At 38.3% G+C, this 21965-nt stretch carries 18 protein-coding genes and 2 pseudogenes; 11 read left to right on the plus strand and 9 right to left on the minus strand.

The genetic code is table 11. The annotated features are described in order from the left end of the window. The first annotated feature begins 9 nt into the window (after positions 1-9). From fabG to CDOM15925_RS00120, 7 genes are all read left to right on the plus strand, one after another. Entirely contained in the window at positions 10-753 is a 744-nt protein-coding gene (gene fabG, locus CDOM15925_RS00090; protein ID WP_169939843.1) for a 3-oxoacyl-ACP reductase FabG, read from the plus strand. A gap of 53 nt (positions 754-806) precedes the next feature. Continuing rightward, positions 807-1040 (plus strand): acyl carrier protein, encoded by a 234-nt coding sequence (gene acpP, locus CDOM15925_RS00095; RefSeq protein WP_169939845.1) that lies wholly within the window; start codon positions 807-809, stop codon positions 1038-1040. A 31-nt stretch (positions 1041-1071) separates the two neighbouring features. Next, positions 1072-2283, plus strand: coding sequence for a beta-ketoacyl-ACP synthase II (locus CDOM15925_RS00100; RefSeq protein WP_169939847.1), 1212 nt, complete (start codon positions 1072-1074; stop codon positions 2281-2283). 1 nt (position 2284) lies between these two features. Further along, the gene (accA, locus tag CDOM15925_RS00105; RefSeq protein ID WP_169939849.1) at positions 2285-3226 is read left to right on the plus strand and encodes an acetyl-CoA carboxylase carboxyl transferase subunit alpha; all 942 of its coding nucleotides are present in this window, start codon (positions 2285-2287) and stop codon (positions 3224-3226) included. Between the two features lie 233 nt (positions 3227-3459). Continuing rightward, positions 3460-4026 (plus strand): TonB-dependent receptor plug domain-containing protein, encoded by a 567-nt coding sequence (locus CDOM15925_RS00110; RefSeq protein WP_169939851.1) that lies wholly within the window; start codon positions 3460-3462, stop codon positions 4024-4026. Next, a complete protein-coding gene (locus CDOM15925_RS00115) occupies positions 4004-5464 on the plus strand; it encodes a TonB-dependent receptor plug domain-containing protein (RefSeq protein WP_169939855.1) in 1461 nt (486 codons plus the stop codon). The genes CDOM15925_RS00110 and CDOM15925_RS00115 overlap by 23 nt, the downstream gene beginning before the upstream one ends. Before the next feature lie 10 nt (positions 5465-5474). After that, a complete protein-coding gene (locus CDOM15925_RS00120) occupies positions 5475-6371 on the plus strand; it encodes a DUF4198 domain-containing protein (protein WP_169939857.1) in 897 nt (298 codons plus the stop codon). 35 nt (positions 6372-6406) lie between these two features. Here the strand turns inward: CDOM15925_RS00120 and CDOM15925_RS00125 are convergent, their stop codons facing one another. From CDOM15925_RS00125 to CDOM15925_RS00150, 6 genes are all read right to left on the minus strand, one after another. Beyond that, positions 6407-6736 (minus strand): YnfA family protein, encoded by a 330-nt coding sequence (locus tag CDOM15925_RS00125; protein ID WP_349644293.1) that lies wholly within the window; start codon positions 6734-6736, stop codon positions 6407-6409. A 122-nt stretch (positions 6737-6858) separates the two neighbouring features. Beyond that, a complete protein-coding gene (locus CDOM15925_RS00130; RefSeq protein WP_169939859.1) occupies positions 6859-7887 on the minus strand; it encodes a c-type cytochrome in 1029 nt (342 codons plus the stop codon). After that, positions 7884-9149: a cytochrome b gene (locus CDOM15925_RS00135; protein WP_169939861.1), complete on the minus strand. Its 1266-nt coding sequence runs from the start codon at positions 9147-9149 to the stop codon at positions 7884-7886. Before CDOM15925_RS00135 ends, CDOM15925_RS00130 begins: the two co-directional genes overlap by 4 nt. A 9-nt stretch (positions 9150-9158) precedes the next feature. Further along, complete coding sequence (petA, locus tag CDOM15925_RS00140) at positions 9159-9662, minus strand: ubiquinol-cytochrome c reductase iron-sulfur subunit (protein ID WP_169939863.1); 504 nt, start codon at positions 9660-9662, stop codon at positions 9159-9161. Positions 9663-9912: 250 nt separating this feature from the next. Continuing rightward, positions 9913-10671, minus strand: a complete 759-nt coding sequence (locus CDOM15925_RS00145; protein ID WP_169939865.1) for a DUF4198 domain-containing protein — start codon at positions 10669-10671, stop codon at positions 9913-9915. A gap of 18 nt (positions 10672-10689) precedes the next feature. Next, a complete protein-coding gene (locus CDOM15925_RS00150) occupies positions 10690-12786 on the minus strand; it encodes a TonB-dependent receptor (protein WP_169939867.1) in 2097 nt (698 codons plus the stop codon). Between the two features lie 115 nt (positions 12787-12901). Here CDOM15925_RS00150 and CDOM15925_RS09990 point away from each other — a divergent pair, with 115 nt between their 5' ends. Further along, complete coding sequence (locus CDOM15925_RS09990) at positions 12902-13855, plus strand: helix-turn-helix domain-containing protein (RefSeq protein WP_249934645.1); 954 nt, start codon at positions 12902-12904, stop codon at positions 13853-13855. A 44-nt stretch (positions 13856-13899) separates the two neighbouring features. Here the strand turns inward: CDOM15925_RS09990 and CDOM15925_RS10245 are convergent. The 3 genes and pseudogenes from CDOM15925_RS10245 to mnmG form a co-directional block, all read right to left on the minus strand. After that, positions 13900-14406: pseudogene (locus CDOM15925_RS10245) on the minus strand (methyl-accepting chemotaxis protein); the annotation flags it as partial. Between the two features lie 351 nt (positions 14407-14757). Then, a pseudogene (locus tag CDOM15925_RS10250) lies at positions 14758-15858 on the minus strand (cache domain-containing protein); the annotation flags it as partial. 60 nt (positions 15859-15918) lie between these two features. Next, positions 15919-17790 carry a tRNA uridine-5-carboxymethylaminomethyl(34) synthesis enzyme MnmG gene (gene mnmG, locus CDOM15925_RS00165; RefSeq protein WP_169939870.1) on the minus strand — a complete coding sequence of 624 codons (1872 nt, stop codon included), beginning with the start codon at positions 17788-17790 and terminating at the stop codon, positions 15919-15921. Between the two features lie 685 nt (positions 17791-18475). Here mnmG and CDOM15925_RS00170 point away from each other — a divergent pair. From CDOM15925_RS00170 to CDOM15925_RS00180, 3 genes are read left to right on the plus strand one after another with little or no spacing between them, the layout of a single operon-like run. Beyond that, positions 18476-19069, plus strand: coding sequence for a 4Fe-4S dicluster domain-containing protein (locus tag CDOM15925_RS00170; protein ID WP_169939872.1), 594 nt, complete (start codon positions 18476-18478; stop codon positions 19067-19069). After that, positions 19066-21033 carry a proton-conducting transporter transmembrane domain-containing protein gene (locus CDOM15925_RS00175; RefSeq protein WP_169939874.1) on the plus strand — a complete coding sequence of 656 codons (1968 nt, stop codon included), beginning with the start codon at positions 19066-19068 and terminating at the stop codon, positions 21031-21033. The genes CDOM15925_RS00170 and CDOM15925_RS00175 overlap by 4 nt, the downstream gene beginning before the upstream one ends. Positions 21034-21043: 10 nt before the next feature. Further along, positions 21044-21964, plus strand: a complete 921-nt coding sequence (locus tag CDOM15925_RS00180) for a respiratory chain complex I subunit 1 family protein (protein WP_169939876.1) — start codon at positions 21044-21046, stop codon at positions 21962-21964. Position 21965 lies beyond the last annotated feature (1 nt).

Here is a 21965-nt window from a genome sequence, read left to right on the forward strand (position 1 = left end):
GCAAAATGTATGAAATTTAGTGGAAAAAACGTTCTAATCACAGGTGCAAGCCGCGGTATAGGTGCGCAGATAGCTAAAACGCTTGCAAATATGGGACTAAAAGTATGGATAAACTACCGCTCAAAGCCTGAGATAGCAGATGCTTTGCAAGCTGAGATCGTATCTAACGGCGGAACCGCTGCGGTAATAAAATTTGACGCCACTGACGAAGATGAGTTTATAAAAGGCATAAATTTAATCGTTGATACCGATGGCGAGCTAAGTTACCTCGTAAATAACGCAGGAATTACAAACGATAAACTTGCGCTTCGTATGAAAACGGACGAGTTTATAAACGTGCTAAATGCGAATTTGACATCAGCATTTATCGGCTCAAGAGAAGCTTTAAAAGTGATGAGCAAAAAGCGCTTTGGAGCTGTTGTTAACGTAGCTTCCATAGTAGGCGAGATGGGAAATGCGGGACAGGTTAATTATTCGGCAAGTAAAGGTGGCATGATAGCTATGACAAAGAGTCTTGCTAAAGAGGGAGCGAGCAGAAACGTGCGATTTAACTGCGTAACGCCGGGCTTTATACAAACCGATATGACGAATGTTTTAAGCGAAGAGATTAAGCAAAACTATATAAACAATATCCCGCTAAAACGTCTTGGAGATGCAAGCGAAGTAGCCGAAACTATCGCATTTTTGCTAAGCGATCACGCAAGTTATATTACAGGTGATGTGCTTAAGGTAAACGGCGGACTTTATATGTAGTTTAAGCAAAAATATATTAAAATCTGAAACATTTTTTAATAAGGAGACCCCAAATGGCAGTTTTTGATGATGTTAGAGATGTTGTTGTTGAGCAACTTAGCGTAAGCCCTGAGGCTGTTAAGCCTGAGTCAAAGATTATCGAAGATCTAGGCGCTGATTCACTTGATGTTGTTGAGCTTGTTATGGCTTTAGAAGAGAAATTTGAAGTTGAAATTCCAGACAGTGAAGCTGAAAAGCTAATAAGCATTAACGACGTTGTAACTTATATAGAAAAACTAAATAAATAATTCTTTTTATAGATAAAAATAAGGAGATATATTGAGAAGAGTTGTAGTCACCGGAATCGGTATGATAAATGCTCTTGGACTCGATAAAGAGAGCTCTTTTAAAGCTATCTGCGAGGGCAAGAGTGGAGTAAAGAAGATAACGTCTTTTGACGTTTCTGAATATCCTGTTCAAATCGCCGCTGAAATTACCGACTTTGATCCTTTGACCGTAATGGACGGTAAAGAGGTTAAGAAAGTCGATAGGTTTATACAACTTGGTATCAAAGCAGCTCGCGAAGCTATGGCTGACGCAAATTTCGGCGAATTTGACGCTAGCGAATTTGGTATAAGCTCGGCTGCAGGTATCGGTGGACTGCCAAATATCGAGAAGAACTCAAATATACTGCTCGAAAAAGGTCCTAAAAAAATATCTCCGTTTTTTATCCCTTCTGCACTAGTAAATATGCTTGGTGGTATAGTTTCCATAGAGCATGGACTTAGAGGACCTAATATTTCAAGTGTTACGGCTTGTGCGGCTTCTACGCATGCGATATGCGAAGCGGCTAAGACTATAATGATAGGCGAAGCCGAGAAGATGCTTGTCGTAGGTGCGGAATCTACAATATGCGGTGTAGGTGTCGGTGGATTTGCTGCCATGAAGGCACTTTCAACCAGAAACGATGAGCCGGGAAAAGCTTCTCGTCCTTTTGATGGAGAGCGAGACGGCTTTGTTATGGGTGAAGGAAGTGGAGCTTTAGTGCTTGAAGAATTCGAAAGCGCTAAGGCAAGAGGGGCTAAAATTTATGCTGAGATAGTAGGCTTTGGAGAGAGCGGAGATGCTTATCACATTACGGCGCCGACTCTTGAAGGACCTCTAAATGCTATGAAAAAAGCTCTTAAAATGGCAGGCGATATTAAGATCGACTACATTAATGCTCATGGAACTTCAACTCCAACGAACGATAGAAATGAAACTGCTGCGCTAAAAGAGCTATTTGGCAGCAACTGCCCGCCTGTGAGCTCTACAAAAGGTCAAACTGGACACTGTTTGGGTGCTGCAGGAGCCATAGAAGCTGTAGTATCTATCATGGCTTTACGTGACGGGATTATACCTCCAACCATAAATCAGACAACAAAAGATCCTGAGTGCGACTTGGACTATGTGCCAAATGTTGCTAGAAAAGCCGAGCTTAAAGCTATCATGAGCAACTCGTTTGGCTTTGGCGGAACCAACGGTTCGGTAGTATTTAAAAAATTGGATTAAAATGGCTAGTTATTTAGATTTTGAAAAGAGTATTAAGCAGATTGATGATGATATAGCGAATGCTAAAATTCGCGGTGATGAGCATGCTGTTGAAATTTTAAATAAAAATCTAGAAAAAGAGACTGCTAAAATTTACAAAAATTTAAACGAGTATCAAAGGCTAAGCCTCGCTCGTCACCCTGATCGCCCGTATGCTATAGATTATGTGCGCGGGATGATGACTGATTATTACGAAATTCACGGTGATAGGGCATTTCGTGATGATCATGCGATAGTTTGTTATATCGGATATATCGGCTCTAAAAAAGTAGTCGTTATAGGCGAGCAAAAGGGTCGCGGTACTAAAAATAAGCTAAAAAGAAATTTCGGTATGCCTCATCCCGAAGGCTATAGAAAAGCTCTTCGTGTTGCAAAACTTGCCGAGAAATTTAGCTTGCCTATACTTTTTCTTATAGACACTCCGGGTGCGTATCCTGGAATCGCCGCCGAAGAGCGCGGACAGAGCGAAGCTATAGCCAGAAATCTCTTTGAATTTGCAAATTTAAAAACTCCAATGATAGCGGTCGTAATAGGCGAAGGCGGTAGTGGCGGAGCTCTTGCAATAGGCGTAGCCGATAAACTTGCTATGATGAGAAACTCGGTATTTTCGGTTATTTCTCCTGAAGGTTGTGCTGCGATACTTTGGAATGATCCAAGCAAGCAGGAGCAAGCAACTAAGGCTATGAAGATAACTGCAGATGATCTAAAGAGCCTAAATTTGATAGATGACGTTATAGAAGAACCGCTAAATGGTGCTCATAGAGATAAAGATAGTGCCGTAAAAGCGCTTGCGACATATTTTACAGATGAACTTGCTAAGCTTGAAGATCAAAGCATGGATCAAATTTTAAGCACTAGAATGAATAAAATTTTATCTGTCGGAGCTTTCCAAGAGGGCAAGTAGGCTGCATTAGTCCTTGCTCTTTATTTACTCTAAAACAACTACTTTTTAAAGTATATTTTATTTCTTAAATTTTAAACTTAATATCATTTAATCTTACAAATTTAACCACAATATCTACCATGGTAATACTTATTTAAATAGTATATTAATAAATTTTAAGGAAATATTTAATATAGTTTTATTTATAAATTTTGATTATTGTTATTAAGATATTTCTATGCAAGGAGGACTATATGAAAAGTTTGTTTGAAAAAGCCTTTGCTTTTTCTATTTTAACTGCTAGCCTTGTTTTACAAGTAGATGCGGCAGAAACAAAACCAAGCAGGGTAGCACTTGACGAAGTTACTGTAACTGCTACTAAGACTCCTATAAAAGTTGAAGAGGTTCCTGCTAGCGTTGATGTCATAACTAGCGATGATATCAGTACCAAAGCGGGTGTAAATAACGTCTTTGATGCGTTAAAAAGCACGCCTGGTTTTACAAGCCCAAGTAATACCTTTGGTTTAGGAGTGTTTGATATCAGGGGCTATGCTCCGTCTTTTCTTTTAAACGGCAGAGACAGTAAACATTTTGCCATGGATCACACCTTTGATCCGAATTTGGTCGATATGCAGGCTGTAGAGAGGATAGAGGTCTTAAAAGGACCGCAATCAACAATGCATGGTGGACGAGCGATTAGCGGAGTTGTGAATGTGATCATGAAAAAAGGCGATAAGAATCATCCTTTCTTAAGCGTAAAATCAGGATTTGGTAGCGATAAATCTTTGCTGGGGGGGGGTGACTTTAGGTGGAGGAGTTGATAAATTCTCTTATATTTTTAGCCTCTATTCCGACAAGAAAGATAAATTTAAAACCCCAAGAGGCGTAATACCTTTTAACAAAACCAAAAGACAAAATTTCTATACAAGACTTGATTATGATATAAACGATGATCATGCTCTTACCTTTGACTATACTTACAATAAATCAAGAAACATAGTTGGTGGCAAAGGTCAGCAGCACGATAAGCTACCTGATTCTACAAAGAAAATTTTAGATGCCGACCCGTCCGTATATCAAAGCGCCAATTTAAGCTATAACGGAAAATTTAATGATATTTTCTCTTTATATGCGACTCTGGGAGCGGGTGAGCAAAATTTTAATTATTCATATGGATACAACGGCTGGGGAACTACCGATATTAATGACTATCTTAGCAAGCGCAACACAAATGAGATGAAAAATAAGTTTGTATATGCAGAGACTAAGGCGACTTTGAATTTGATGCCTGAGGATAAGTTAAGGATGATAGCCGGAGTTCAAACTAAAAGCACTAAGCTTGACTATCCTGCTAGGGTTAATAACGTCTTAAATTTCCATACCAAAGAGAAAGAAACTTATATAGCTCCATATACGCAAGTGGAGTATAGACCCATAGATCAAATTCTTGCAATTGCAGGTGTTAGATACGATCGCTATACTTACGACAAGTCAAATAAAAAGAGCTCGACTAGTCCTAGGTTTTCGCTCTCTTACTTTCCTTTTGCCGGCACAAATTTTGATTATACGACTATCTGGGGTTCATACTCTGAAGCGTTTAATCCGCCTGCCGCCTGGCATATGCTGGGAAATGCTTTTGTCGCGGCAAATCCTGATGTAAAACCCGAAAAGGCAAAAGGCTATGAGGTCGGTTTAAAGCAAAGAATTATTGAGTGGGGCAATTTCGAGATTAGCTATTTTCATACAAATTATAAAGATATGATTTCGTCAAAATTTATAGCAGGGCCAAAGAGAGTGATATTTACAAATATCGATGAGGCTGTTGTTAAAGGTGTTGAAAGTAAGGTTGAAATTTATCCTACGGACTGGCTAACGCTTTATCTGGGATATACGACTCTTAGTAAAAAAGATAAAGCAAAAAATCAAGACATTACGGGAAAGCCCGGAACTATCTTGCAATACGGAGTTAGTGTTGATGACTTAAACGGATTTTATGCAAATTTACAAGGAGTTCAATATAAAAAATATAAAAACATGTCTAGTTATACAGCAAATTTGGGCGAATATCATCCCTCAAATAATAAAACAATCTGGAATTTTAAGATTTTATACCGATATGAGATGGATAATAAGCTTGTATTAGAACCTTATTTTGGGATAAATAATCTAGGAAATCAGGAGTATTATGAGGGCTGGTTACCAAATTTAGTTGAAGGACGAACTTATCAAGCGGGCGTTTCGTTTAAGATGGAATTTTAAGGGGTGAGCTATGAAAAATAAATTTTTTATCTTGTTGCTTGGATTGATATTTAGTCTTTCGGCGACAGCTCATGACTTTTATATAAATGTAACTCAGGCGTTTTTTAAAGATAAGCCAAAAAGCGTAGTTGTAAATCTCGGCTGGGGACATCTGGTGCCTATAGATGATTTTTTTGAGGGAAAGTCGTTAAAGAGCTATGAAATTTATGATCCGACTCTAAAAAAAGCGAATTTAAAATTTGATAAAAAAGCAAATTATGAATTTGAAAAGATTGTAGCCTCGGCAGAAGCGGACGCAAAATTTCCTTCGGCTAAAATTTTTAACGGAGATGTATTTGCAAATAAGATATACTTTGATACAAACGCAACCGAAGGTGTTTATCAAGTAGCCGCATCTACGGAAAAGATGCAGTTTTCTTGGTGGAAGGATGCAAAGGGGCGCAGCAAATGGGATATGATCTATCTGGATCAGATAAAAGACGCCAAGGAGATTTTGCTCTGCTTTAACTTTCAAAGCTTCGCCAAGGCTTTTATAAGCTACGGTAAATGGGTAAAGCCAAAGCTTATAGGACATGATCTTGAATTTTTGCCTGTGAGCGATCTTTCAAATGTGAAGGTTGGAGATGTGGTCGAATTTGAAGTGTTTTTTATGGGCGAGCCTTTGCATGAGATAGTTGATGGAATGCCTTTGCAGATCAGAGCTTACAGTGAGCAAAGCGAGGCGGGATTTATAGGCTCTTTTGTGATGAAAGGAAAAACTAAATTTAAAGTCACTTCAAGCGGCAAATGGGTTGTAAATTTAAGCTTGAAAAAGCTTGTTGGCAAAGATATGGCTCCTGAGCTTATCGGAAAATCTCTGCATAAAGGCTACAATGCAAGCGCTACGTTTTTCGTAAAAGAGAGGTAATCTAAAGCAAAATTTGAGCGCGATTAAATTTGCGCTCAAGCTAGCTTGTTGCCAAAATATATAATTCCAGCTCCTAAGATCACAAAGGCTAGTCCTATGATGTCAAATCTGTTCATCATCTCCTTTTCTACAAATACCATCCATAAAAACGAAGATAGTATGTATATGCCACCATATATCGCGTAAATTCTGCCCGCAGCTTCAAGATCGATTTTGGTTAGGATGTAGGCAAATAGTATGAGTGAGATTAGTCCCGCTCCGAGCCAAGCAGGAGATTTTGCAAGTCTAAAATATAGCCAAAACGAAAAGCAGCCAAAAATTTCAAAAAATGACGCAGCTAAAAATAGATAGATGTTTGTTATCACGAGTTGCCTTTGTCTAAATTTGAGCGAATTATATCAGAAATTTGGATAAATTTTGATAGTTAAAATCAGATAATGAAGTTGATTTAAAAAGAGAAAAGAGCCTAAAAATAGGCTCTTAAATTTTAGTGAAGCTCGCTCCAAACTTTGCGTTTCCATAGCCAGCCAAAGATTCCAAAGATTAGGAAGTATATCATTATGTAAATTCCCAAACTCTCTCTTTCGGCTTTTTTCTCATCGCCCGCTTTTTGCATATAAGCTACGACTTGCTCTTCGGCTTTTTTGTTTAGACCGACTCTTGGCATAGCTGTGCCAGGAAGCATTTTTTGTGTATCGTTGATAAATTTATGCAAATAATCAGCACCCTTTGAGCGTATCATCATAGATAGATCAGGCGGGTTTGACCCCATGTATTCGGCTAAATTTACGCGGTTTGTAAAGACGTATTGTTTTTCGTATTTCATGTCGTGACATCTTTGGCAAGAGTCTGCAAATACTTTCTCATCACTTACCTCTTTTGGCGCTACCGATTTAAGATAAGCAACCATATCGGCAAGCTCTTGGTTTATGTCTTCACCGCCCGCTCCGAAAAATGCAGGCATCGGGTAAGGATTTTCGTCATTAAATTTATGCTTTAGTTTTAGCGCTATATTTGGATTTTTTATGACCGCTGCAAGGAAAGCGTCATCATATAGATATCCTGCAGTGCTTAGATCAGGCGGAACTACCTTATAAGCTTCGCTTGCACTTGCATTATCCATAGGAGCAGGCATGCCTGCAGCCTCAAGTCCGTGACAACCCGCACAGCCTGCATTCATAAATACTTCCGCGCCTTTTTCGGCGTTGCCTTTTTTGAAGTCTATAGCACCTATTTCAGCCCAAAATGTTTTGTACTCTTCAAGAGAGTCTTTTGCCTCTTGCAGGTCTTTTTCAGCATTTTTTATCTTAGCTGATTCTCCAAGCTTTTTTGCGCTCTCTAAATCAGCCTCTCTTTTGCTAACTACTACTTCGGCTTGCTTTACGTCGCCCTCGGCAAAGTTGTAATTAACAGGATCTACCTTAGGATGCATGATCGAGTGAGCGTAAGGCTCAATGCCCCAGTATGTTATCAACGATAGAACAACAACAACTATAAGAATTTTTAGCTCTCTCATTTGTCACCCCTTTTCTTTTCAAGCGTAGTTATTATAGGTAGTACCACAAGAAGCAAGATAAAGAAAGTAATCGTTGAGTAAAATCCTATCCATGAATTTGAAATTCCCATTGTAACTCCGTCTGCAGGAAGCTTTCCAAATATCGTAAGAACTATCATGTCAATCACTAGTAGCCAGAACCATACGAAAAAGCCTTTTCTCTCGTGCGCAGGAGCAACAACGTCGCTTCTATCGTATATCGGCATGAAAAATAGCGCGATACCCGCAAATGCAAACGCGATAAGACCGATATTGTAAGCAGAAAAGCCAAATATATCAAAGAAAAATCCGCGTAAAATTTCATACTGCCACAAGAAATACCACTCAGGATAGATGTGCGGTGGAGTTTTTAGAGGGTTGCCCGGCTCAAAGTTGATCGGATCCATTGCGAAGTTGAAGTGAAAGCACACAAGATAGAAGAAAAAGATCATGAAAAATCCGATATACATGAAGTCTTTTGCTAAAAATCCCGGCCAGAAAGGTATAACCTTCGCGTTTGCTTTGTCGCCTTTTAGATATTTTTCAGCCTCTATGTCAAAGTCTATCTCTTCGCCTGTTTCGTTGTTTACGTGAGGAATTCTAAGTGTATAGAAGTGAAGTGCGATAACAGCGATCAAAACAAGTGGAAGCAAACATACGTGAAGCATAAAAAAGCGTGTTAGGGTTGAGTCGCTAACCGCATAGTCGCCTCTGATCCACTCAACTACAGCATCTCCTATCACAGGAATTCCGCCAAATAGGTTCGTGATAACCATCGCCGCCCAGTAGCTCATCTGTCCCCATGGAAGCATATATCCGCTAAAAGCTTCAGCTGAAAATAGTATGAAAAGCAACATGCCGCTTACCCATATAAGCTCTCTTCCTTTTTTATATGAGCCGTAATAAATCGCGGTAAACGTGTGAATGTAGATGATTAAGAAGATCACAGACGCGGCAACTGCGTGTATATGTCGCCATAGCCAGCCGTACTCAACCTCTTTCATGATAGTGTAGTTTACGCTGTCAAAGGCTAAATTTATATCAGGCTTGTAATACATCATAAGCAAAAAGCCCGTTACTAAAAGCAATACAAAAAGCGTTGTAAGAATAACGCCCATAGCCCACAAGAAATTTATGTTTTTCGGTATCCAGTACTCGCTAACTAGCACTTTCATCATTTTATTAAGCGCTATTCTTTGATCCAGCCAGTCGATTATCCCCGTTGATTTACGAATTTGTGCCATATTTCCCTCCTATGCCTGAGCTACAAGTTTTTCATACTCAGGACCCGTTTCGCCAAGTACTAGCTTGGTCCCGTCTATCTTAAATGGCGGTATGTCAAGAGGTCTTGGAGGAGGACCGAAGGTATTGATACCGTCTACGTTAAATTCTCCCGCGTGACAGGCGCAGATAAACACTTGCTTGCTTGCTCTCCACTCAGGAATACAGCCAAGATGGGTGCAAAGCGCTATGGCTACTATATATCTTGAATCCCCGACTACTACGTCTCTTTTGTCGTTAGCAGGCATATTTGCATCTTTTTTTAGAATAAAGATAGGTTTTTTACGCCATTCGATTTGGCGCATTTCACCGTCTTTCATGGGACTAAGATCTACGGTAGTAAATCCTGCCGCTTTTACGCTCGGGAGCGGATCCCAAGTTTTTTTGACGGCTACAAGCGAAAAAGCACCACCTACGGCAGCAACCGCACCGAATGCCAATCCGATAAAATTCCGTCTGTCTTGTGTTACGGACATTATTTTCCTTTCTTATAATAATTTTTAGCTATTATATCTTTTAAAGTTTAAAACTTTATTTTATGAACTAAAGATAAAAATATTTTTAAATTTGATTAAGAATTTATTAATGAATAATAATATTTTTTATCAAGATGGTGCATTTGTATTGAAATTTTAGTAAGTATAATTTTATGATAGGCTAAATTTACAAAATCCAAATTTCGACCAAGCAAATTTAGCCGAAATTTGGCGGTTAAGATTTATAAATTTACTTTATCTCAAACGTAAAAGAGGCTATTATAAGCTCCTCATCACATATATTTTTGTCTTCAAAGCCTAATTTGTGAGTGGCTTTTAGTATCCACTTTCCTTTTTTAAGTGCTAAGACTTCCGTTTCGCCTTTTAGATCCGTTGTAGCGTAAAATGCGCTTTTATCTTTTAAAAACCCCTCAAGCGTTCCTTCAATCTTTGCTGTTTTTAAAGGTTTTCCTTCAAATAAGACTCTTATTTTAAACGGTTTGTCCACTTTGAAATTCGCAGGATTTTCAAGCGGGATTATTTCAAGGCGTTGCCCTGCAGGCTTGGTTACAAATTCATCTTTTGAACCCCCTATATTTATCACGCTTTTTGCAGGCAAACTAGCGTGTAAGCAGTATTTTGGATTTTTTACGTTTTGTTTAGTGCCGTCGTCATGCCAGTTTCCATCTTCGTCTTGAGTTAAAAAAGTAGGCATAAATTCGCCCAATAACAAGTAACTTCCCTCTTTAAGCTTATCTCCTTCATAGTGGTAGCTTTCGCCTGTTTGTTTTAACTCTATCTTGCTGCTGTCTTTTTTTATTATGACTAAAGGGGCAAATGATTTTTGTTTATTTTTAGGAATCTCTTCGTATTTTGGGAAATCATGCCCAAACCCGATATCTGCAGTAAATTTATCGCCGTTTTGTCCAAATACCCAAACATCATGAGCCAAAGCTGTGTTTGCAATCATAAATGCGGTAAAAATGGATAAAATTTTAATCATTTTCATAAATTCTCCTTTATAAATTTAAAAACTATATCTAACGCCAAGCCCAAAGACTCTACCCTTATCGTAAGCGACAAGCAGCCCGTAGCCCCTATCAAATACGTTTGAAAAATACTGTTTATCGGTCAAATTTCTAACATAAGCGTATATATCAAAATTTCCCTTTACATAGCCTATCTTGGTGTCGGCTGTAAAATAGCTCTTTTGCATAAGAGTATTTTGCGGATTGAAGTAAGTTTTGCCTACTAAATTCGTATCAAGTCTTGCATATAACCCAAAAGGAGCATGATAGCTTAAGCCCGTAGTAAATTTATAGTTTGGATTTTTTTCTATCCTGTTGCCTTTGGCGTTTGTGCCGTCTAAATTCGGGTAGTTGCCGTATTTGGTCTTTAGTAAGCTCGCTGCGAAATTTAGATCGATTTGCTTACTTAATCTTGCCGTGCTTTCAAATTCAAGCCCTTTTGAAACGGCTTTATCGGCATTTCCTGTTTTGATATCGTTTGGATTTATAGGATCAACGAAATAAATATGAGTATCTTTTATATCCATGTAAAACGCGGCAGCTGAAAATCTAAAATTTTCATACGCGCCTTTAATGCCTATCTCATAGTTATCGCTCGTTTGGGAATCAAATCTATTGTCTTCTTTTTCGCCTCCTGCGGCAAAGAGATTAAAGCCGCCAGATAAATATCCCTTAGAATAAGAAGCGTATGCGCTAAGAGCCTCTGTAAATGCGTAACTAAGAGCAAATTTAGGCAAAAATGAATTAAAAGTTCTTTCATCTTCAAAAACAAAAGGAGCGCCTTTGGCTCCTCCGATAGGGTATGAATATGATCTTACGATTACGTCTTTTTTGATTCTTTGGTATCTTCCGCCAAGCGTTGCTTCAAGCTTTGGCGTAATTAGATAGCCTATTTGCCCAAATGCAGACATTGTCTTTTCGTAAGTTTTTGAAGGCGCATCCGATTCGTTTGCATTAGGCAAAAACGGAGGCATTGGCGGAAGCTGCTGTCCGACTCTTTTTTTGTCTATTGTTTCGTTTTCAAAATAAATTCCGCCTATCCATTTAGTATCTTGTCCCTCTTTGCTTCCGACTCTTAGCTCTTGGGAGATGTCTTTGATCCTGATGTCGCTAAATGCGTTAAATCCAAGATAGTTTTTAAAGTCTTTACCTCCAAAACTCATATCGAAATTTCCTCTTTGTTTTGTATTTTTAAGCGCTGTAACGGAAGTAAAGTCAAATTTATCAAAATCATAGGTTAAATTTAGTGCGAGCGAATTTGATTTTTCTATCGAGTACGTATCGCTTAGAAATTCCGCATGCTTCACATCTTCTCTTTTTATGGAGTTAAATTTCGCATAAGGTATCATTATGCCGTCGTTTCCGTTGTGTCTTTTGCGGTAAGTGTCAAAAAATAGCTTCATCGCAAGCTTATCTGTAGGCGTAAATTTCAAATTTAGACCGAAATTGTGATCTTTTTTATTATTTGCTTTTTCGCCTTTAAGCTCATTTGTAATCCAGCCGCCGTCTTTTGACGCAGAGCCGTTAAGTCCAAGATAAAGCGTATCTTGTATGATCGCTCCGCTGGCATCAAACATTGTGGTAAAGTATCTATAAGAGCCAAATTCGCTTGCGATACTTCCTGATAGTTCCTCGCTAGGCTCTTTTAGTACGATATTTATAACGCCTCCGATAGAGTCTTTGCCGTAAATCGTACTACTTGGTCCTCGCAAGACTTCTATTCTTTGGATATTTGTAGTAGGTATGTAATATCCGTATCTATTGGCTTGCGCAACGCCGTTTATATAAATCATTACGGGATTTGAGCTGGTAAACGCAGAGCCGTTAAGTCCACGCGCCGTAACTCCCTCATGAATACCCGTAGTGGCATAGGTATTTGGTAAGATTTGCGTTAATTCGCTTATATTTTTTATACCCTTTTCTTCAAGCTCAACTCCGCTAATGACACTTATACTTTGTGGGATTTTTTCTAAATTTTCGCTGATTTTATTTGCTAAGACTTTAACCTCGCCAAGAGCGATACTCTCTGCGCCAAACACTGCCGAAGCGGTTATGGCGGACAGAGTAACCGCAAATTTTATATATTTTGTCTTCAAAGCTTACTCCTAATTATAAAATTTAAGCTTCATTTTATTATAATCAGATAATTGCTATCAATATGATAATAACGCTAAAGGGATTAAAAACTAACGCAAACGGGATAAAATTAATATGGGTATTGATACAAGCCTTTGTAAGTTTTTTAATGATGTGGTTTTGGAAATAAGATTAAAAAACGACAAGAGATTTGGTGAGATTTCGTTTAAAAACAGTGCGGTAGATTGCAAGCTTGAATATTTTGATGTGGGTAATGGGCTTGGATATTGCGCTTATGAAGGCATTTATAATGAAAATTTGAAGTATTCTTTTAAGCGAAACGCTCAGTCTTTTTTGTGTTTTAATGTCGGAAACGAACATGCTTTTATAGACAGTGATTTAAAAAGTGTAGTTTTAAAGCCGACTAATTTTTGCATAGGCACCGTTCAAGATGAGGTATTATCGGGCGGAGAGCATAAAGTCAAAAGCTGTAAAACTCAGACGATAATTATAAGCAACGAGTTAATGAGTGAATTTGGGCTAAATTTTGGTGATAAGAAATTTAATGCAAAGACAAATTTGATAAATCCATCTCAAAGCTTAATACTAAAAGAGCTTTTAAATTCTCAAATTTATAGCGGAAAAATGAGAGAAATTTTTATAGAGTCTAAAATTTTAGAGATGGTTTATAAGACTTTAGGATATGCGCAAAGTGAAAAATTATCTGTATGCAAAAGGCTTAAATTTGATGACATAGATATTAAAAATATAATGAAAGCGAAAGAAATTTTACTTAAGAATTTACAAAATCCGCCTACTATAAAAGAGCTTGCGCGACTTTGTGCTACGAATGAATTTAAACTCAAGATCGGGTTTAAGCGCTCTTTTGGCGTCAGTATTCATAAATTTTTGCAAAATGAGAGACTTGAAATTTCTAAAAAATTATTAAAGTCTGATGACATAAGCGTTAAGGAAGCTGCTATGATGGTTGGATATAATAACTTCGCTCACTTCAGTAAAATTTTTAAAGAGAAATTCGGCATCTTACCCAATGAACTTATAAAAGAGCGTAAAATTTATATATTTTAGCCTTAAATTTATAAGTTAAATTTAAGGCTAAGAGCAAGATTGAATCATGTTTTAAATTTACTCAGCATTTGATTTAGCTTTTCGCCTACATTATAAAGGTGATTTGCAGCCGTTGCTATCTCTTCGGTATTTCGCATATTTAGCGAGCTTATCTGATTTATCTCGTTCATGTTTTTAAGCACCTCGGCTATCGCTTCGCTTGTTTTGTTAAAGTCATTTATGCTACTGGCGGCTTGTTCTTCGCTTTGTTTCATCGCTTCTGTAGCAAAATCAACCGCCTCTATAGTCGCTCCTGTTTTTGTTATGAGCACTTTAATGCCTTTTGAATTTTTCTCTATACTGTCTGAAATTTGAGAGATCGATCTTACTATGGTGTTTACCGTTGCGCTTATCTCGTCTAGACTGCTTTGAGTTCCTTCTGCAAGTTTTCTAACCTCATCGGCAACTACGGCAAAGCCTCTTCCGTGCTCTCCTGCGCGAGCCGCTTCTATGGCTGCGTTTAGAGCGAGTAAATTTGTCTGATCTGCTATATCTGAAATTACGTTTAGCACGTCTTTTATCTTGGTTGCTTGGGAGCTAAGCGCGCTCATATTGGCAGAAAGCTGCATTTCGCTTTGAGAGGTCTGTTCGACGCTATTTGAAATTTCTATGATATTGTTTCTGGCTTCTTGCAACTTTAAATTTGAGTTTTTAAGAGTTTCAGAAGATGTTATAAGGCTTTCTATGGAGCTTTTTATCTCATCTTTTAGCTGGCTTGACATGTTAAACGTGTCTTCTACTTTTTTAGTAGTGTTTTCCACGCTTTTACCGACTGTTATGGATGTGGATGAAAGTTCGCTTGAAACAGATGAGTTTTCGTTGCTGCTCTCTTTAGCAACCTCGATAGCTGCGCGAACTTTTTCTATGAAATTGTTAAATTCCTGAGCGCTTTGTCCGAGCTCATCGCTGCTTTCGACAGGAATTCTTTGAGTTAGATCTCCTTCGCCCTCGGCAAGGTCATTTGCATGATCTTTAAGTCTATTTATAGGGTTGATTATAAAGAGTTTCATTAAAATCATAAGCGCGATCGTGATAATTATCGTAGCGATACCGCTTACTACCATCTGATCAACCATCCCTTGCGTGGCTGTTTTGATATCGCCATAAACGTGTTCGTTGCTATCTGCGGCAAATATATATCCTATCTGTGCGCCCTCAAAGTCAAACATAGGAATTTTGGTTACAAAATAGCTTTTGGTAGTAAATGCCTGTGCAGCTTCGCTTTCGCTTAAGTTTGCAAGCTCTTTTAGTAAATTTTCGTCTAAATTTTTAAGATCTTGTGCGACAACGTATCTGTTTGAGATTATTTTAGGCGCATCTTTTAAGCCGTCGGCTACTTCAAGTAGCGAAGAATTCATGGCGATGATTAAATTCGCTCCTAAATTTTTATTTAGATCTTTAACGACTGACTCAAAGGATTGTATAAACTCAACCGAACCGATATAAACGCCATTTTCATCAAATATCGGCGCAAGACCTCTTAGTACCAAACCGCTTTTACCTACTTCTATTCCATGAAGCGGCTTTTTGCTCTCTTTTACTTTTTTTATCGTCTTTCTAAACGAACTTAGATCATCTCCTGACTTATCGTTCCAATGTCTTAAAAAGCTTTTTATATCAGCGGTGTGTATGTGAATTCTTATATTTTTGTAGTCGGAAAACTCTTTTAATGAATTTGCAAGTTCGTTTATTTTATCCTTGGCGATATTTTTATCTTGATATGACAAAGCTTCGATGACATATTTGTTTTGGGCTAAATTTATTGCGTTCATAACGCCTACTTGAAATTTGGTGTTGATTTTTTCTTTTATAAACAGAGCAAATGCGGATTCTTTTTGCTCAAATACTCTTTTTTGTATATTTTTGGTGTTGTTTAAGAAAAATACGAACATAACACCTATAGCCAAGGCAAACAACGCTAAAAGCGGAACGTAAATTTTCCATTTGATAGACAAATTTTTCATTTTTGCAAAACTCCTTTTTGTAACTCTTTTAATTATTATAAATATAAATTAAATTATGACTTAAAGCGATGATTTTTTACAAAATTGCTTAATATAAATGTGTAAAATATCAATCGCAGCAGGTGTAATGCCCGAAATTTCACTTGCTGCAAATAGCGTAGGCGGCGCAAATTTTTCAAGTTTTTCTACCACCTCGTTGCTAAGTCCGCTGATACCGCGGAAGCTAAAGCCTTCAGGAATTTTGACGCTCATCATATCTTTCATTTTATCGATTTGGTTTTTTTGTTCGCTTATGTAGTGCTTGTATTTGCATTCGATTAAAATTTGCTCTAAGCTAGCTTCGTCTAAATTTTCAAAGAATTCATCCAGTTTTCGCAGTTTTTCTTCGTTAAAGCTCTTTCTGGCGACTATCTTTTGAAGTGTGATTTTTTCGCTGATGATATCTTCATTTAAGCTTGCAAGCATAGCTAAATTCTCTTTTGACGGAGTTAGCTCGCGACTTTCTAAAATTTCAAGCCCTTTAGCTAAATTTGCTCTTATGCTTTCTATTTTTTCATAAGTTTTTGCATCTATTAGCCCAAGTTCGCGTCCGTATGAGCCAAGCCTTAAGATAGCGTTATCTTCGCGTAAAAGCAAACGGTATTCTGCTCTGCTGGTAAACATTCTATAAGGCTCTTTTGTGCCTTTTGTGACCAGATCATCTATCATCACGCCGATATACGCTTCATCTCGGCGCAAGACTAAAGGCTCTTTTTCATCGATACTTAAAACCGCATTTATGCCTGCCATGAGTCCTTGTGCACCCGCTTCTTCGTATCCTGTCGTGCCGTTTATCTGGCCTGCTAAGTAAAGCCCTTTTATCTTTTTGGTTTCTAAACTGTGTTTTAGCTCGGTAGGCTCGACATAGTCGTATTCGATAGCATATCCGTGGCGAACTATGCGAGCCTTTTCAAAGCCTTTTACCGAGTGTAGCATCTTAACTTGCACTTCGTAAGGAAGGCTCGTTGAAAAGCCGTTGATGTAGTATTCGGTCGCTTCAAGGGTTTGAGGCTCGATAAAAAGATGGTGGCGCTCTTTATCTGCAAAGCGATTTATTTTATCTTCTATGCTTGGGCAGTATCTTGGTCCGATACCCTCGATTTGCCCCGTAAAAAGCGGTGCTTTATCGAAATTTGAGCGGATAGTTTCGTGCGTGATGTCGTTTGTATAAGCGATGTAGCAAGGCAGTTGGGTAGGGCTAAAATTCTCTGTTCTAAAGCTAAACGGCTTTGGATTTTCATCCCCACCTTGCTTTTCAAGCACGCTAAAATCAATCGTCTTGGCATCTATCCTTGGACAAGTTCCTGTTTTTAGCCTGCCCATTTTAAGCCCTAAATTTGCAAGGCTTGAGCTTAAATTCGTAGAGCTTAGCTCACCCACGCGACCTGCTTCAAGCTTGTTAAACCCAACGTGAATAAGCCCGTTTAAAAAAGTTCCCGTTGTGATTATTAGTTTTTTGGTGTAATAGGTGTTATCAAGATGTGTTTTTACGCCTGTTATCTCGCCGTTTTGAGTTAAAATTTCAGTTGCTATCTCTTGAGAAATTTCCAAATTTGGAGTGTTTAAAAGCAAATTTCGCATATAGACTCTATATCTATCCATATCAATTTGCGCTCTTGAGCCACGAACCGCAGGACCTTTGCTTTCATTTAGCACGCGAAACTGAATTCCCGTAGCGTCCGTTGCAAGCCCCATAGCTCCGCCAAGCGCGTCTATCTCTTTTACGAGATGACCTTTTGCTAGTCCGCCGATTGCGGGATTACAGCTTGCTGCACCGATTTGCTCTGCCAGAATTGTTACAAGAAGTGTTTTTTTACCCATTTTTGCAGCCGCCGTGCAAGCTTCAATGCCCGCATGACCGCCGCCGATCACGACTACATCATAATTATCCACTAAATTTGCCTTTTAAAAATAAGGGGGATTTTAGCCAAAAAGTTATAAAGGCTAGCTGACTTGATTTAAAAATTGAAATTTGAAAATCGCTAAAACACTTTTTGACTACATTTTTTATAGTAAGTATAGAGAATTTTAGAAATTTAAATGAGTAAAATATATTAATTTTTAATTTTATATATTAAATTTAAGAAATAATATAATATTTTATCAAGTAAATTATAATCATCTATATAAAATTAATAGAAATTGATAATATAAAATATAAAATCTCAGAATTTTTATTTATATATTCCTTGTATATACGCTATTTATCTAAAAATAGCCCTATTTTTATTAATAAATATTAAAAAAATATAAATTATAAGACTTAATATAAAAATTAAAAATTTGTCAGATAGATGACGGAAATTTTCTTGCAAATCATATAAAATTGTCTTATCTATTTTAAGAAAAGCGGTGGTTGTAAAATGAGTGTATCAAAGCTTTTGAATTTGTATAAATCAATAAATACCTTTAAACATATATTGATTTATAAAATTTCTAACAGCATGTCATATGCTCGTATCAAATTTCAAAACACCGAAATAGAAATAACGGCAGGGAAATACTATGGGTTGCTTAACCTAAATCAAGTAAGCAAGAGTTCATTTGTGGCGGTTCTTGTTTATATTAGGAGGAATTTATGAAAAAGCATAAATTTGTAATTGCTGATTATAAGCGCTGTATAGGTTGCGCTACTTGCATGGCAGCCTGTTTTAAGAGCGCTTATGAGCGAGGCAAGCTGTCAAAAGCTCGTCTAACGGTTCTTAGACAAGCGGGTGGCGTTATGCCGTCTCAATGCAGGCAGTGCGATGACGGACCGTGCGCAAACGTTTGTCCGACCGGAGCTCTTAGGTTTGATGATAACTGCATAGAGCTTCACGAGGAAATTTGCATAGGCTGTAAGATGTGCACTATCGCTTGCCCTTATGGTGCTATTAGCTCAAGTGCAGAGCTTATGCCGTCTGTTAATTATGCGGTTGAGCCAAAATACTATCTTGAGATAGAGTCTCAAGCCGGCGCAAAAAATATCGCTATAAAATGCGATATGTGCTACGGTCGCGAGGGAGGTCCCGCTTGTGTCGATGTTTGTCCTACAAGCGCTCTTATAATGGTTGATCCTATGCTTAATGAGCACAAGCTTGGCAGAAAGATAGATTTTGAAGCGGCGGATAAATTTGTAAATAAAATTTTACAAGGAGCTAAAATTTGCTCTCCTCAAGGGGGTGAGCTATGATAAGTGTTTACACTCTTTTTTGCGTAAGCTCGATTATTAGTATTTTGCTTTACGGCGCTCCAAAGGCTGCCGTTAAAGTAGGCTTTGGGCTTAGCGCGTTAAGCTGTTTTTACGCTATGGTTCACTTTGTAAGCAATATGGGCTCAAGTGATAGTTTTGCGCTTTTTGGCAATTTCCTTTATTCTCCGAATTTCGCTTTAAATCCGCTTGGAAATTTCTTTAGCTTTGTTGTTGTATTTATCGGCTTTGCAAGTAGCGTTTATGGCATGAGCTATGCTGAAGAATACGTCAAAAAAGCCAATGTAGGAGTTTTTGCCTGTTTGTTTAATCTGTTTATACTATCAATGCTTCTAGTTATAAGCGCAAACAATGTATTTTGCTTCATCGTGCTTTGGGAGCTTATGACTCTTATATCGTCGTTTTTAATCCTTGTAAATGACGGAAAAGGCACTTTAAGAGCGGTGATGATATATCTTGGCATAGCTCAAGTCGGAGCATTTTGTATCACATGCGGCTTGCTTCTTATGGCTTATTATGCGGGAAGCTCGGAATTTTCTGCGTTTATGAACGTAAAAATGCCTATGGGCGCTTCTGTTATAGTGTTTATACTATTTCTTGTCGGCTTTGGTAGCAAGGCGGGTATGTGGCCGTTTCACGTTTGGCTTCCGCTTGCTCACCCCGCAGCGCCTTCAAACGTTTCAGCGCTTATGAGCGGCGTTATGATAAAAGTTGCATTATTTACTCTTGTCAAATTTACTCTGTTTTTGCCGATGAGTATATATTTTGGGCTTACTATATTGATTTTAGGTGCCGCTAGTTCTCTCTTTGGCGTTCTTTATGCGCTTTGCCAACACGACTATAAAGCCTTGCTTGCTTATCACTCCGTTGAAAATATAGGAATTATTTTACTTGGTTTAGGAACCGGAATTTACGGCGTTGCAGCAGGCAATATGACGCTAGCCGCGGTAGGCTTTTTAGCGGGTTGCTATCACGTAGTAAACCACGCGATATTTAAAGGGCTTCTCTTTCTTTGTGCAGGTTCGGTTCTTCATGCAACTCATACAAGAGATATGGACGTGCTTGGCGGACTTGCTAAGAAGATGCCTTGGACAAGCGTGGGTATGTTTATAGGTATCATGGGTATTGCCGCGCTTCCGCCTGTAAATGGCTTTGTATCCGAGTGGTTTACCTATCAAGGTATGCTTCAAGGAGCCATGGAGCAAGGAATTTTTACCAGATATGCATTTACCCTTTCTGTTGTAGCTCTTGCGCTTACGGGAGTTTTGGTGGGCATGCACTTAAAACTTTATGCGGTTATATTTGCAGGAACTCCAAGAGATAAGAAAATTTGGGAAAATGCAAAAGAAAGCCCTATAGGTATGGTTTTAGGAATGGTAATTTTGATGATAGGTTGTGTCGGCTTTGGCGTGGGAGCAAATATCATTGTCGATTATATTATGCAAGCTGTTAATTCAATATCTCCAAGCGGATATGATGCGAGTTTAGGTGCCACATCTATCACGTCTCCTATCGGAAGTTTTGTATCTACTCCTTTAATAGCGATTATTTTATGCTCTACTATGATACTTCCTTTTGCGATCTTGGTTGTAATGAAGGCAAATAGAACTAAACCAAGAGAGACTGATCCTTGGGCTTGCGGATTTAAATACAGTTCACGTATGCAAATGACGGGAGGTCCTTTTACGGGCGATCTTAGAAAGATTATGGATTGGTTGTTTAAAGGGCATAAAAAAATAGTTACAAAGGGCTATTTTAATCCCGTAGAGTATCATAATCACCCGCAAGACATCTGGTGGGGAATGATATACGAGCCTATCATCAACCGCTGCAAGAGCATAGCCGATAAGATAGGCATAATGCAAAGCGGTTATACAAACGTGTATTCTCTTTATATTATTGTCTATTTGTGTGCGATACTCGCAGTTAGTTACTTTTTGATTTAAGGGGCATAAGATGGAAACTATACTTTTAATGATATTTCAAGTTGTCGTTATCGTCTTGGTTGCGCCTTTATTTGACGGTATAGCTAGAAAGCTTAGAGCTAAGCTTCAGTCAAAACAAGGAAGCGATTTTTTTCAAACGTATCGCGACATTATAAAACTATTTAGACGCGGAAGAACAGTGCCTGAATGCTCTCACTGGGTGTTTAGATATGCGCCGTTTTTCTTGTTTGCAACATCTGCTGCGATTTTGGCGGCTATCCCTATAACGTATAGCAAGGAGACAATATTTGGGGCTTATTCGGATATATTCGTTATTCTTTATCTGGGCGCGCTTTTAAGGTTTGTCTTTGGCGCGGCATCTATGGATAGCGGAAATCCTTATGCGGCAACGGGCGGCGGACGCGAACAGATGCTTGCCGTATATGTAGAGCCTGTTATGATTATGTGTTTGATCGTCGTTATGCTTAGCGCAAAGACTTCAAATTTGGTTGAAATTCAACAAATGGTAAAAGACGGAACCATAGGATATCAAATTCCAAGCTTTGCGGTTGCGTCAATCGCCTTTTTATGGTGTATGTATGTAGAAACGGGTAGAAAGCCTTTTGACTTGGCAGAGGCTGAGCAAGAGCTTCAAGAAGGTTTGCTCGGAGAATATGCAGGAAGTGATTTGGGCTTAGTGCAAGCATCTCTTATCCTAAAACAATTTGCAATGATAGGACTCTTTTTAACTATATTTGAGCCTTGGAATTTTTCAAATCCGTTTTTAGCCATTATTATATTTGTTCTAAAAGCGGGAGTGTTTTATGTAGCTGCGGTGTTTATAGATAACTTCGGCCCACGCTTTAAGATGACGTCAAGCCTTCGCAAAAACGCTATCGGCGCGCTTGCCATATCCTTTATAGCTTTGACGCTTTATGTTGTAGGAGTGTAAG

The organism is Campylobacter sp. RM15925 (assembly GCF_012978775.1).
GTDB lineage: Bacteria > Campylobacterota > Campylobacteria > Campylobacterales > Campylobacteraceae > Campylobacter_A > Campylobacter_A canis.

Excerpts from the sequence above, each read along its gene's own strand:
- fabG (WP_169939843.1), top strand. The coding sequence starts at position 10 with ATGAAATTTAGTGGAAAAAACGTTCTAATCACAGGTGCAAGCCGCGGT.
- acpP (WP_169939845.1), top strand. The coding sequence starts at position 807 with ATGGCAGTTTTTGATGATGTTAGAGATGTTGTTGTTGAGCAACTTAGC.
- accA (WP_169939849.1), top strand. The coding sequence starts at position 2,285 with ATGGCTAGTTATTTAGATTTTGAAAAGAGTATTAAGCAGATTGATGAT.
- CDOM15925_RS00110 (WP_169939851.1), top strand. The coding sequence starts at position 3,460 with ATGAAAAGTTTGTTTGAAAAAGCCTTTGCTTTTTCTATTTTAACTGCT.
- CDOM15925_RS00120 (WP_169939857.1), top strand. The coding sequence starts at position 5,475 with ATGAAAAATAAATTTTTTATCTTGTTGCTTGGATTGATATTTAGTCTT.
- CDOM15925_RS00130 (WP_169939859.1), bottom strand. The coding sequence starts at position 7,887 with ATGAGAGAGCTAAAAATTCTTATAGTTGTTGTTGTTCTATCGTTGATA.
- CDOM15925_RS00135 (WP_169939861.1), bottom strand. The coding sequence starts at position 9,149 with ATGGCACAAATTCGTAAATCAACGGGGATAATCGACTGGCTGGATCAA.
- petA (WP_169939863.1), bottom strand. The coding sequence starts at position 9,662 with ATGTCCGTAACACAAGACAGACGGAATTTTATCGGATTGGCATTCGGT.
- CDOM15925_RS00145 (WP_169939865.1), bottom strand. The coding sequence starts at position 10,671 with ATGAAAATGATTAAAATTTTATCCATTTTTACCGCATTTATGATTGCA.
- CDOM15925_RS09990 (WP_249934645.1), top strand. The coding sequence starts at position 12,902 with ATGGGTATTGATACAAGCCTTTGTAAGTTTTTTAATGATGTGGTTTTG.
- CDOM15925_RS00170 (WP_169939872.1), top strand. The coding sequence starts at position 18,476 with ATGAAAAAGCATAAATTTGTAATTGCTGATTATAAGCGCTGTATAGGT.
- CDOM15925_RS00175 (WP_169939874.1), top strand. The coding sequence starts at position 19,066 with ATGATAAGTGTTTACACTCTTTTTTGCGTAAGCTCGATTATTAGTATT.
- CDOM15925_RS00180 (WP_169939876.1), top strand. The coding sequence starts at position 21,044 with ATGGAAACTATACTTTTAATGATATTTCAAGTTGTCGTTATCGTCTTG.